General features: G+C 69.4%; 10 protein-coding genes and 1 pseudogene. 6 read left to right on the forward strand and 5 right to left on the reverse strand.

Going from position 1 to position 12,164, the window contains the following annotated elements; genetic code table 11:
• Positions 1 to 29: 29 nt before the first annotated feature.
• Together ACIBVN_RS08705 and ACIBVN_RS08710 are read right to left on the reverse strand one after the other, a co-directional pair.
• On the reverse strand, positions 30 to 599 hold the full coding sequence (locus ACIBVN_RS08705) for a class I SAM-dependent methyltransferase (RefSeq protein ID WP_397134147.1): 570 nt from the start codon (positions 597 to 599) through the stop codon (positions 30 to 32).
• 35 nt (positions 600 to 634) lie between these two features.
• A complete protein-coding gene (locus ACIBVN_RS08710) occupies positions 635 to 1,861 on the reverse strand; it encodes an FAD-dependent monooxygenase (protein ID WP_397134149.1) in 1,227 nt (408 codons plus the stop codon).
• Between the two features lie 227 nt (positions 1,862 to 2,088).
• On the opposite strand from ACIBVN_RS08710, the gene ACIBVN_RS08715 reads away from it, so the two are divergent.
• Both ACIBVN_RS08715 and ACIBVN_RS08720 read left to right on the forward strand, forming a co-directional pair.
• On the forward strand, positions 2,089 to 2,682 hold the full coding sequence (locus tag ACIBVN_RS08715; RefSeq protein ID WP_349455507.1) for a PadR family transcriptional regulator: 594 nt from the start codon (positions 2,089 to 2,091) through the stop codon (positions 2,680 to 2,682).
• Positions 2,679 to 3,890: an FAD-dependent monooxygenase gene (locus ACIBVN_RS08720; RefSeq protein ID WP_397134151.1), complete on the forward strand. Its 1,212-nt coding sequence runs from the start codon at positions 2,679 to 2,681 to the stop codon at positions 3,888 to 3,890. The genes ACIBVN_RS08715 and ACIBVN_RS08720 overlap by 4 nt, the downstream gene beginning before the upstream one ends.
• Before the next feature lie 69 nt (positions 3,891 to 3,959).
• Here ACIBVN_RS08720 and ACIBVN_RS08725 read toward each other — a convergent pair whose 3' ends face one another.
• Both ACIBVN_RS08725 and ACIBVN_RS08730 read right to left on the reverse strand, forming a co-directional pair.
• On the reverse strand, positions 3,960 to 4,658 hold the full coding sequence (locus ACIBVN_RS08725) for a 4'-phosphopantetheinyl transferase (protein WP_397134153.1): 699 nt from the start codon (positions 4,656 to 4,658) through the stop codon (positions 3,960 to 3,962).
• On the reverse strand, positions 4,655 to 5,509 hold the full coding sequence (locus ACIBVN_RS08730) for a metallophosphoesterase family protein (RefSeq protein ID WP_397134155.1): 855 nt from the start codon (positions 5,507 to 5,509) through the stop codon (positions 4,655 to 4,657). The genes ACIBVN_RS08725 and ACIBVN_RS08730 overlap by 4 nt, the downstream gene beginning before the upstream one ends.
• A 216-nt stretch (positions 5,510 to 5,725) precedes the next feature.
• Here ACIBVN_RS08730 and ACIBVN_RS08735 point away from each other — a divergent pair.
• From ACIBVN_RS08735 to ACIBVN_RS08750, 4 genes and pseudogenes are all read left to right on the forward strand, one after another.
• Positions 5,726 to 7,060: pseudogene (locus ACIBVN_RS08735) on the forward strand (2-isopropylmalate synthase); the annotation flags it as partial.
• Positions 7,061 to 7,086: 26 nt separating this feature from the next.
• The gene (locus tag ACIBVN_RS08740) at positions 7,087 to 9,804 is read left to right on the forward strand and encodes an AAA family ATPase (protein WP_397134157.1); all 2,718 of its coding nucleotides are present in this window, start codon (positions 7,087 to 7,089) and stop codon (positions 9,802 to 9,804) included.
• Between the two features lie 81 nt (positions 9,805 to 9,885).
• Complete coding sequence (locus ACIBVN_RS08745; RefSeq protein ID WP_397134159.1) at positions 9,886 to 11,493, forward strand: acyl-CoA carboxylase subunit beta; 1,608 nt, start codon at positions 9,886 to 9,888, stop codon at positions 11,491 to 11,493.
• Positions 11,493 to 11,666 carry an acyl-CoA carboxylase subunit epsilon gene (locus ACIBVN_RS08750; protein WP_397134621.1) on the forward strand — a complete coding sequence of 58 codons (174 nt, stop codon included), beginning with the start codon at positions 11,493 to 11,495 and terminating at the stop codon, positions 11,664 to 11,666. The genes ACIBVN_RS08745 and ACIBVN_RS08750 overlap by 1 nt, the downstream gene beginning before the upstream one ends.
• A 42-nt stretch (positions 11,667 to 11,708) precedes the next feature.
• On the opposite strand, the gene ACIBVN_RS08755 is transcribed toward ACIBVN_RS08750, so the two are convergent.
• Entirely contained in the window at positions 11,709 to 12,164 is a 456-nt protein-coding gene (locus ACIBVN_RS08755) for a DUF1772 domain-containing protein (protein ID WP_397134161.1), read from the reverse strand.

Below are 12,164 nucleotides of genomic sequence, written 5' to 3' on the forward strand. Positions count from 1 at the left end.
CCTCTGGTTGAAGGTCGCTCGTACACCGGTCAAGGGCGACGACGCAGCAAGAAGCAGGCTGAGCCGCTGCCGGCGACCGGGGCAGCGAGCCGGCGGATCGTGAAAGTCTCCTCATACAGCTCCCGTTCCTCTCCCGGCCGGAGCCGGCCGGGATATCGCATGCGCGTCCATTTCCACCAGGGGATGTCGTTGTAGAAGCACCACATGAGGACGAGCCCGCCCGGGCGCGTCCACTCGGCCACGTGCGCCGCGACCGCCGCCCGTTTCGCGGGGGCCACGTCGTCGAGCGACCCGTAGTCCACGATCAGGTCGAACGGCCCGGCCACGCCGTCCACCTGCGGCGCGGTGAAGTCAGCCCGGACGAGGTCCACCTCCACGCCCGCGGCTCTGGCCGCGCCGCGCGCCTTGGCCAGCGCCGCGGGAGAGAAGTCCACCCCGGTCGTCTCGAACCCGTGCCGGGCCAGGAAGACCGTCTGCGTGCCGTCGCCGCAGCCGAGGTCCAGCGCGCGGCCGGGACCCGAGATCTCGCCGCCGGCCAGCAACTGCGCGAGCTCCGGTCGAGGCTCGCTGGTCTCCCAGGGCGCCCCGACGCGGTACATGAAGTCGTAACTCCTCCGACCGGCCATGCCACACCTCATCTCGTCCTGGCGCCGGTCAGCGGCGCGGCGTCCGAAGCGACCGGCTCGTCCCAGTCGATCCGGTGGCGGTGCTGGTAGCCGAACGTCCGCTCCGGTCGCAGGACCGTTCTCAGCGCCAGGGGCAGGAGCATGCTCATCAGCCCGCCGGTCACCGGTCCGAGCAACTTGCTGCCGTTGGTTCTCGAGGCCTGTGTGATGACCCGCTCGACCCTGGGGCGGCGCAGGCGCTCGTACGCGGCGAAGGCGCTCTCGGGGTCGGGCAGGTCGCGAAGGCAACGGGCCAGCTGGACCGCGCTCTCGATCGCCAGCGAGGCGCCCTGGCCCGAGCTGGGCGAGGGCGCGTGCACGGCGTCGCCGACGAGCACCATCCGGCCCCGGTGCCAGCGCGGCACGCTCGGCATGATCTCGACCGTGCCCAGGACGATCAGGCGGTCAGGGCTGGTGTGCCGGATCAGGTCGCGGGCGGGCACGTCGCCGGCGTAGACCTCGGCCAGGCGCCGCAGCCACTCGGCCGCCGGCACCTGACGGGCCTGGGCGGCGGTCATCGGCTCCGCGTGGGGGAGGTTGGCGAACCATCCGGTCCTGCCGTCGGGCTGCAGCCAGTATCCGAGGAACGCCCGCCGGCCGAAGGCCATCCAGAGCTCGTCCGTATGGGCGGGGACCGCGTGGTCGGCCAAGCCGTCGAAGTTCAGCAGCGGAACGTGCCGAGGGCCGGGAGCATCGGGGTCGATGAGGGTGCGGACCGTGGAGCGGATCCCGTCGGCGCCGATCAGGATGTCCCCGCTCGCGGTGCTGCCGTCGGCGAACCTGGCCGTGACGCCCGCCGGTGTCTCTTCGGCGCCGACGAGGCGCTTGCCGTACATGATGCTGACGCCGTTCGCCGTGGCGTGGTCGTGCAGCGGGCCGTAGAGGTCGCTGCGCCACATGGTCTGGCTGGCTTCGAGTCCCGGCAGTCCGGGCAGCTCGCCCAGCCGCTTCCCGCGGCCGTTCGCGACGACCATGCGCCTGGTCGGCTGGCCGACCTTGCGCACCGTGGCGTCCGCGCCGGTGATGCCCAGGGCGGCGAAGCCGTTCGGCGCGATCGTCAGCACGCTCCCGACTCCCTCGGCGGGACCGGCGTACGCCTCGTAGACGGTCGCCTCGATGCCCGCCTTGCGCAGCGCCAGCGCCAGCACCGGACCGGCGATGCCGCCCCCGATGACCAGCGCGCTGCCTATTGCCATCGTCGAGCCTCCCGAACGCTTGGGGTTGAGCCGGTGGCGAAACGCTAGGCGCCGGGGCTAGACGGCCGCTGGAGCCTGCCTTCGAGGCAGCTACGAGCGCGCCCGGTTAGAACCGGGGAGATCGGGTGGAGCGTCGGAATAGTTGGTGTCACATAGTTGGTGTTGACTATATAGGGCTGACTAGTGCATCCTGAGTAAGGAACAAAGGGAGTGTGGATGGGACAGTGATGAAGCAGCGCAAGGTGACCAACCCGCTGGCGTTGGCGGTGCTTGCAGAGCTGATGGTCGAGCCCATGCACCCCTATGAAATCGGACGGCGCCTCAAAGGACACGACACCGACCAATCCATCAAGTACAACCAGGGCTCGCTCTACATGGTCGTCAAGCAACTGACGAAGGCAGGCTTCATCGCCTCCCAGGAGACAGTGCGTGACACGTTGCGGCCCGAGCGCACCGTCTACGCCCTCACCGAGAAGGGCAGGCACGAGCTGTTCGACTGGCTGAGCGACCTGGTCGCCCAACCGGTCAACGACTATCCCCAGTTCGGGGTGGCCTTGTCGCTCATGAGCGTCCTGCCGCCCGCCGAGTCGGTCCGGCTGCTCACGCAGCGGCTGGAGCGCCTCAACAACCAAGCCGAGCAGATCCGTAAGAGCAGGCACAGCGCCGGCAACGACGGGGTGCTGTGGGTGTTCTTGATCGACGACGACTTCCGGCTCGCCCTGCTGGAAGCCGAGCGTCAGTTCGTCGCTGAGCTCATCGAGTCATTCAAGCAGCCGGCCTACATGCGGGCATGGCAGGAAACCCTAGGGAGCCAGACATGACTTCGGTTCGGAAAGCGCTGGTCATCGGTGGCGGCGTCGCGGGGCCCGCGGCCGCCATGGCCTTACAGAAGGCCGGCATTGAAGCGGTGGTCTACGAGGCGTACGCCACCCCCGCCGACGACGTCGGCGTGTTCCTCACCGTTGCCACCAACGGCATCGACGCACTGCGTACGATCGGCGCCGGCAAGGACATCTTGGCCGCCGGATTCCCCACTCCGAAGATCACCCTGCGCAACAGCGCCGGGAAGAACCTGGGCGGCACCAACACCGGCGCCCGTCTGCCGGACGGCACCACGAGCCACACCATCCGCCGTGCCGACCTCTACCGCATCCTGCAGAACGAGGCCGTCGAGCGGGGCATCCGCATCGAGGGTGGCAAGCGCCTGGTCGAGGCCGAGCAGACCGCCGACGGCGTGCGGGCGATCTTCGCGGACGGCACCGAGGCCACCGGCGACATCATCATCGGCGCCGACGGCATCGACTCCACCGTACGCAAGGTCATCGACCCCGCGGCGCCCGCCCCGCACTACACCGGCCTGATCAACCTCGGCGGCTACACCGACGGAGTCGGGGTCGACACCGAGTCGTGCAGCTACAGCATGATGTTCGGCAAGCGGGCCTTCTTCGGCTACGCCGTTCTGCCCAGCCGCGAGGTCTGGTGGTACGCGAGCCTTCCGCACCCCAACGAGCCCAAGAAGGGCGAGCTCGACGCCACCGACGGACCGGGCTGGCAGCGCAAGCTCATCAGCTACTTCCAGCACGACTCCGGCCCCGCGGTCGACCTCATCAAGGCCACCCGCAACCCCGAGAACCTGCGCGCGACGCCCACCCGTTCCGTGCCCAACCTGCGGACCTGGCACAACGACCGCATGGTCATCATCGGCGACGCCGCCCACGCCCCCACTCCCACCTCCGGGCAGGGCGCCTCGCTGTCCATCGAGGACGGCGTGGTCCTGGCCCAGTGCCTGCGCGACCTGCCCACCCCGAAGCAGGCGTTCGCCGCCTTCGAGAAGCTTCGCCGCCCGCGCGTCGATCTCATCATCAAGGTGGCCAGCAGCATCAACAACAACAAGGCCCCCAGCCCCATGGGCGCGGCGATCAGGGACGCGTTCATGCCGATCGTCATGAAGCTGACGGCCAACAGCAAGTTCATGATGAAGCAGTACGACTACCACATCGAGTGGGACGAGGTCGTCAAGGCCGCTTAGGCCCATGAGAACGCCATGACGCCCGGCTGGTCCTCCCAGCCGGGCGTTCGTGTGCGGGCCGCCGATCGATCAGGTGACCACGGCCATCAAACCCTTGCGCGCCGGGGTGTAGATGGAGGACGGCATCACGATCGCGGTCAGGATGAGCCCGTCCCCGGCCAGCCAGCGCCCGGAGAAACCGGTCAGCCGGTGCCGGTTCAGCAGCGGTCCTGGCACCTGCAGCCGCGCCTCGAACGCGCCACCGGGACGGATGTCGACCACCACGTCGTGGAAGCCCAGCCACCGGCGCGCCAAGGGGAACCACGCCTTGTAGACCGACTCCTTGGTGCAGAACAGCAACCGGTCCCAGCAGACTTCGGGCCGCTGCTCGCGCAGCTCGCGCACCATCCGCTCCTCCTGGGGCAGCGCGATCGCCTCGAGCACGCCCAGCGGCAGCTGCTTGTTGGGCTCGGCGTCGATGCCGATGGCGGCCGCCTCGACCTGCGTGGCGACCACCACACCGCGGTAGCCCTTGCAGTGGGTGACGCTTCCGATGAGCCCCCGAGGCCACAGCGGCTCCCCGCTCTGCCCGGACAGGATCGGCGTCGGCTGCCGGCCGAGCATGCGGATGGCCCGCCTGGCGCAGATCCGGGCGGTGGTGAACTCCTTGCGCCGCTTGCCCACCGCCTTGCTGATCATCGCCTCCTCCTCCGGGAACAGCCTCCCTTCCAGCTCGTCCTCGGTGGTGTCGGAAGACACGACGTACGGGGGCAGGATGGACTCGATCATGCCGGTTCCTCCGCGGGGAGCACCGATCTGAGCACGGTGTCGGACCTGGTCCACTGGAGCCATTCGCGCGGGTAGCCGAGGGAGACCTCCTCGAAACGCACCCCGTCGCTCCAGCTGGTTCTCGGAATGTGCAAATGACTATAGACAGCGCACTGAACGGCGAAGCGGCGGTGCCAGTCGTGGGTCCGCTCCGTTCCGCACCACATGGCGAACTCCGGATGGCGCAGCACCAGCGCGGGTTCCCGGATCAGCGGGTAGTGGCTGACCAGCACCGTCGGGATGTCGGGGTCGCGCTCGGCCAGCCTGCGCTCGGTCTGCTCCACCCGGGCGCCGCACCATGCGTCCCTGCTCGGATAGGGATCGCAGTGGAGATAGAACTCATCCGTGCACACGACACCGGCCTTCCTCGCCCAGTCCAGCGCGTCCTGCCGGGCGACCTCGGGCGGCCGGAAGCTGTAGTCGTACAGCAAGAAGAGCGGAGCGATGGTGGCGGGGCCGCCGGGGCCCGTCCAGACGGGGTAGGGGTCCTCCGGGGTGATCACGCCGATGCGCCGGCACATCTCGACGAGATAGCGGTAACGCTCCTCGCCGCGGAGCTGCACGGGATCGCTGCCGAGCGTCCACAGCTCGTGGTTGCCCGGTGTCCAGACGACCGTGGCGAACCGTTCCTTGAGGAAGGTCAGCGCCCACTCGATGTCCGGGGTCAGCTCGGCGACGTCGCCGGCGACCACCAGCCAGTCGTCGTCGGACTGAGGCCGGAGAGACTCCATGACCTGGCGATTCCGGGGATGGGACACATGCAGGTCGCTTATCCCCCAAAGCCGTCCGGGGCGCCTCCTGGCTCTGATCATATTTTTACGATAAAGACCGCCATTTCCCGTCAAAAGTCCCGCAACCCATGTCTAGGGTCCGCGGCCCCTCACCAGGGGGATTAGGGGTTCCGGCACGAGCAGCTCGCAGGGGAAATAGCCACCCGAAGCCGGGCGAATAGCCGCATACCTCAGTCTGGGCATTGGTAGGGGGCCACATATTTCGGTCCCGACGAACGTTCGACACCAGAGGAGGGACTGCCATTGAACGCAACTCCAAGGGCGGTCCGGCGCTACAGCGCTCCCACACCGATGTCGCTCCCCGACCGCCGATGGCCGGACAACACCATCACCTCCGCTCCACGCTGGTTGTCGACCGACCTGCGCGACGGCAACCAGTCGCTGGCCAGCCCCATGGACCCGGCGCGCAAGCGCAAGATGTTCGACCTCCTGGTGCGGATGGGCTACAAGGAGATCGAAGTCGGCTTCCCGGTGGCCAGCCAGGACGACCACGCGTTCGTCCGTCACCTCATCGAGCATGACCTGATCCCCGACGATGTGCGGATCTCCGTGCTCGTCCAGGCTCGGGACGACCTCATCAGGAGGACGACGGAGAGCCTGGCCGGTGCGCGGCGGGCCACGATCCACCTCTACAACGCCACCTCACCGATGTTCCGGCGGCTGGTCTTCGGCATGACCAGGGACGAGTGCAAGGACCTCGCCGTCCAGGGCACCCGTCTTCTGTTGAAATATGCGGACAAGTGGCTGAGCGACTGCGACCTCGGCTACGAGTACTCGCCCGAGCTCTTCAACGACACCGAACCGGACTTCGCCCTCGAGGTCTGCGAGGCCGTCATGGACGTCTGGCAGCCGGGTCCCGGCCGGGAGACCATCGTCAACCTGCCCACCACGGTCGAGCGCACGACCCCGAACGTCTTCGCCGACCAGATCGAGTGGTTCGGCCGCAACCTGTCCAGGCGCGAGCACATCTGCCTGTCCGTCCACCCGCACAACGACCGTGGCACCGGGGTCGCCTCGGCCGAGCTGGCGCTGCTCGCGGGGGCTCAGCGCATCGAGGGCTGCCTGTTCGGCAACGGGGAGCGGGCGGGCAACGTCGACCTGGTCACGCTCGGCATGAATCTGTTCAGCCACGGGATCGACCCGGGGGTGGACTTCTCCGACATCGACGCCATCCGCCGCACGGTGGAAGAGTGCAACGGCATGGCCGTGCACCCGCGCCATCCGTACGGCGGTGAGCTGGTCTACACCGCCTTCTCCGGCTCGCACCAGGACGCCATCAACAAGGGCTTCGACGCGCTCCAGCGCGAGGCCGACCGGGCCGGCGCGACCACCCGCGAGCTGCCCTGGGCCGTGCCGTACCTCCCGGTCGATCCCGCGGACGTCGGCCGCTCCTACGAGCCCGTGGTGCGGATCAACAGCCAGTCGGGCAAGGGCGGCGTCGCCTACGTCATGCGGGCCCACTACGGGGTGCGCCTGCCTCGCCGGCTGCAGATCGAGTTCGCGCGGATCGTCCAGCAGCAGGCAGACGGCGAAGGCACGGAGATCGCTCCGAACCGGATACGAGAACTGTACGAGTGCCTGCCAGGGGGAGATCGGAAATGGACCTGATCGAGCGCGACGAAGCGCTCACTAGCTTGGAGGACCTGCTCGCGAACATACTCTCGGGCCGAGGATGTGTCGCCGTGGTCGGCGGTCCCGTCGCCACGGGCAAGAGCAGGCTGCTCGACACGTTCGCTCAGGGGACCGCCGAGCGCGGCGCGCTGTCCATCGCCGCGTCGGGCTCTCCAGTGGAGCAGGACCTGCCGCTGGGCGTGCTGGGCCAGCTCATCCACGAGGCGCCGCTGGTGGAGGCGGAGCGCGCCAGGGCGATGGCCCTGCTGCGGGAGGGCGCGCAGCAGGACCTCGGCTCCGACCGCCTCGGCCAGCCCCATGCCCAGGTCGTGCACGCGCTCTGCACGGTGCTCATCGAGCTGTCCGAGCGCTACCCGCTGGTGATCGTGGTGGACGACGCCCACCACGCCGACCGGCTGTCCCTGCTCTGCCTGGCGTACCTGTCCCGGCGAGTGCGGCTCGCCCGGATCATGATGGTCATCAGCCACTCCGACGCCGTGTGGGAGTCGGGTTCCGGCGCGTTCTCGTGCGCGCAGCTGTTCTCCGGGCCCCGCTGCCACACGATCCAGTTACGCCCGCTCTCTCGCGCGGGCGTGCTGTCCCTGGTCGCCGCCCAGGTGGGGGCCGAGGAGGCCGAGCGGTACGCCGAGGACTGGCACACCTACAGCGCCGGCAACCCGCTGCTGCTGCGGGCCCTGCTGGAGGAGCGTTCCGAGGGCAGGCCCGTGCCCGGCTACAGGTACGGCCAGGCCGTGCTGGAGTGCCTGCACCGCGGCGAGGCCGAGTTGCTCGGCGTGGCGCGCGGGCTGGCCGTGCTCGGCCAGGCGGACTCCCTCGACCGGCTGCTCGGCATCGAGCGCACGCGGCTCGACAAGGCGCTGCGCTCCCTGGCCATGTCCGGTGTGCTCGGCTCGGGCCGCTTCCTGCACGAGGCGGCCCGGCTCGCGGTGCTGGCGGAGCTGGATCCGGCGGACAGCATGGACCTGCACCGCCGGGCCGCCGAGCTCCGCCACGACGACGGCGCCCCCACCGAGGTGATCGCCGATCACCTCCTCCACGCCGGTCCCCTCGATGCCGCCTGGGTCGTTCCCGTGCTCACCGACGCGGCGGCGAGCGCGCTGCGGGAAGGGCGCGTCAAGCCCGCCATCGAATATCTGCGGCTGGCCTGGCACACCGCCTGCGACGAGCGGGAGCGCACGCGGCTCGCCATCCTGCTCATGCGCGCCGAATGGCGGATCAATCCGGCGGCGCCGGCCAGGCGCCTGACCGACCTGTTCGAGACGATGCAGCGTGGCTGGCTCGACGGGAGCGACGCGGTGGTGCTGGCCAAGGCACTGCTCTGGCACGGCAAGCTGGACGACGCCAAGGAGGTGTTCGACCATCTGGCCGAGTCCGATGCCGCCCACGGTCCGGAGACCACGATGGAGCTGGCCATCGCCGGCTCGTGGTTGCGCTCCACGTACCCGTCGATGAAGGTCCCGCTGGGCGAGGCGCAGCCGCGCACCACCCTGGCCCCGCTGGCGGCCATCCACCGGCTGGAGTCCACCGCCGCACTCACCGAGGTGATCGTCAACGGCCCGCAGGCCGAGGCCATCGCGACCGCCGAGCGGATCCTGCGCGTGAGCCACCTCGACGAGATGTCGATGGACACGGTGGAGAGCGCGCTGCTCACGCTCACCTACGGCGGGCGCCCCGAGCAGGCCGCGCCCCTGTGCGAGCTCTTCCTCTCCGAGGCGTCGGCCAGACAGGCTCCGAGCCGGCTGGCCAGGCTCGCCGCGATCCGGGCCGAGATCGCGATCCGCCAGGGCGACCTGCGTACGGCCGTGCACCAGGCGAGCGCCGGCCTGGAGCTCATGCCGGCCAGCGGCTGGGGCGTCACGGTCGGGGGCCCGCTCGCCAGCCTCGTCATCGCCCACACCGCGATGGGCCACTACGACACCGCACACGACCTGCTCGACCAGCCCATGCTCGACGCCATGTTCGAGACCAGGTACGGCCTCCACTACCTGTACGCCAGGGGCCGCTACAGCCTGGCCATCGGCGACGTCGCCTCGGCGCTCGACGACTTCCAGCGCTGCGGCGAGCTGATGGACACGTGGGACCTGAACGCGCCGGACCTGTTCCCCTGGCGGACCGACGCCGCCGACGCCCTCCTGCGGCTGGGCAATCCGGAGCAGGCCAGGCACCTCATCGAGGAGCAGCTGGTCCGCTTCGGCTCCTCCTCGATGCGCATCCAGGGCATCTCGATGCGCCTGTTCGCCGCCACCAGCGAGATGCGGCACCGCCCCAACCTGCTCAGGAGGTCGGTCGACCTGCTGCAGTCCAGCGGCGACGACTACGAGCTGGCCCGGTCGCTGTTCGACCTGGCGGAGGCGTACGGCAAGCTCGGCGAGCGCAGGCGTGCCGGAATGATCCTGGTGCGGGCCAGGACGGTGGCGAACGAGTGCGGCGCCGCGTTCGACACCGCGCTCCCGGCGGCGGAGGAGGCCGACACCCCCGCGGCGCGGGATTCCGGCGGGGAGGTGACCGTGCTGAGCGAGGCGGAGCGGCGGGTCGCGGCGCTGGCGGCCGCCGGGCACACCAACCGGGAGATCGCCGGCCAGCTGTACCTCACCGTCAGCACGGTCGAGCAGCACCTGACCCGTACCTACCGCAAGCTCAACATCGGCGGCCGAAGCGATCTACCTGCGTCTCTTGCCTTCTAGTGGTCCGGTAGGGGTGCCCCTGCCAGGAACGCCTGTGTTCCTCTGGATTCTGCAGAACCTGACAACAGGTGAGGGGAACGCATGCTGGAGCGGGAAGACACCGGGATCATTGATTCGCCGTTGACCGACTTGCCGCGTGAGACGATGAGCGATCGCGTCACGGAGCTGGCCCTCCTCAAGGAGAACATCAGGAGCGGGCCGGACTCCGAGGCGACGGCGAGACAGCACGCCAAGGGCAAACTGACCGTACGCGAACGGCTGGAGGTGCTGCTCGACCCCGACTCGTTCGTGGAGGTCGAGGCCTTCCGCCGGCATCGGGCGACCGACTTCGGGATGCAGCACCGCCGCCCGCACACCGATGGTGTGGTGGCGGGCTGGGGACGCGTCCACGGCCGCCGGGTGATGGTTTTCGCGCACGACTTCCGCATGTTCGGCGGGGCACTCGGGGAGGCGCACGCAGCCAAGATCCACAAGGTGATGGACTTGGCCGAGGCCGCCGGGGTCCCGCTGATCAGCTTGAACGACGGCGCGGGCGCGCGCATCCAGGAGGGGGTGACGGCGCTCGCCGGTTACGGCGGCATCTTCCAGCGCAATGTGCGCATGTCCGGGGTGATCCCGCAGATCAGCGTGATGCTCGGGCCGTGCGCCGGCGGCGCCGCGTACTCCCCCGTGCTCACCGACTTCGTGTTCATGGTCAACGGCATCGCCCAGATGTTCATCACAGGCCCCGATGTCGTGAAGGCGGTGACCGGGGAGGAGATCAGCGCCGACTGCCTCGGCGGCGCGCGCGTGCACGGGACGGTCTCCGGGGTGGCGGGCTTCGTCTATCCCGACGAGATCTCGTGCCTGGAGGACGTGCGTTTCCTGCTGTCCATGCTGCCGTCCAACAACCAGGAACTGCCGCCGTCCACCGTCGCCACCGATCCGCCGGACCGGAGCAACGACAGCCTGCTCGATCTCGTCCCTTCCGAGCCGTCGATCCCGTACGACATGTCGGCCGTCATCGAGGAGATCGTCGACGACGGGGAGTTCTTCGAGTTCCACGCGGGCTGGGCGGGCAACATCATCTGCGGGCTGGCCAGGTTCGACGGCGAAGTGACCGGTATCGTCGCCAACCAGCCGCGTCACCTCGCCGGCGTCCTGGACATCAAGGCCTCGGAGAAGGGAGCCCGCTTCATCCAGCTCTGCGACGCGTTCAACATCCCGCTCGTCAGCCTGGTCGACGTGCCCGGCTTCCTGCCCGGCACCGACCAGGAGCACGGGGGGATCATCCGCCACGGGGCCAAGCTGCTGTACGCGTACTGTGCGGCCACCGTGCCCCGGATCCAGCTGATCGTGCGCAAGGCGTACGGCGGCGCGTACATCGTGATGGACTCCCGCTCCATCGGAGCGGACCTGTCCTTCGCGTGGCCCACGAACGAGATCGCGGTCATGGGCGCGGAGGGCGCGGCCAACGTCATCTTCCGCAGGGAGATCGCCGCGGCTGCCGACCCGGCGGCGCAGCGGGCCAGGCGGGTCGAGGAGTACCGCAACGTCCTCATGCACCCGTACTACGCGGCCGAGCGCGGTCTCGTGGACGACATCATCGACCCGCGGGAGACCAGGGGGACCCTGATCCGAGCGCTCGCCCTGCTCCGGGCCAAGCATTCGGCGGGCCCGCAGCGCAAGCACGGAAACCCGCCGATGTGATGGAACTGCACATCGTGTCGGGACATCCGACGGACGAAGAGATCTGCGCGCTGGTCTGCGCGCTCACCACGCTGAGCACGGCTCAGGCCGCACGGCCCGAGCCGTCCCCCTCCACCAGGCGTCCGCGCCGGGAGTGGCACCGCTACCGCTCGCCCCGTTCCTGGGCCACCTGAAAAAGGTCGAGGCCCAAGGGAGATCCCTTGGGCCTCGACCGGTCAGAAGATCAACGTGAGCGCGAGACTGTTGGCGGCGAGCGCCACCATCGCGAGCGACGTACGCAGCAGATGCCAGCGCCGCCACACCGGCCGCGGATCCTCCCACCCCGGCGGGACGGCGTCCGGATCGGTCTGGTGCACCCGCTTGTTGATCGGCACGTTGCGCAGGTGCGAGACCCACGAGACGCCGGCCAGGCACACCGTCGCGCAGATGACCAGCGCGAGGGCGACCCCTCCCGGCGCCCAGAAGGCCAGGACGATGTCCAGCAGCGTCGTGCCCAGCACGATGAGCGGCATGGTCGGATCCCAGTTCCGGCCGAGCAGCGTGTGCGTGTAGACGTAACGGTCCGGCGGCATCGCCGCCAGCGCCGGCACGGTGCTGACGGCCACCGCGAACAGCACGCCCGCCACCGTGCCGCTGCCGAGGAGCACCAGCACGGACAGGACGTTCAGCAT

It is taken from the genome of Nonomuraea sp. NPDC049400, assembly GCF_044466425.1.
Lineage (GTDB): Bacteria > Actinomycetota > Actinomycetes > Streptosporangiales > Streptosporangiaceae > Nonomuraea.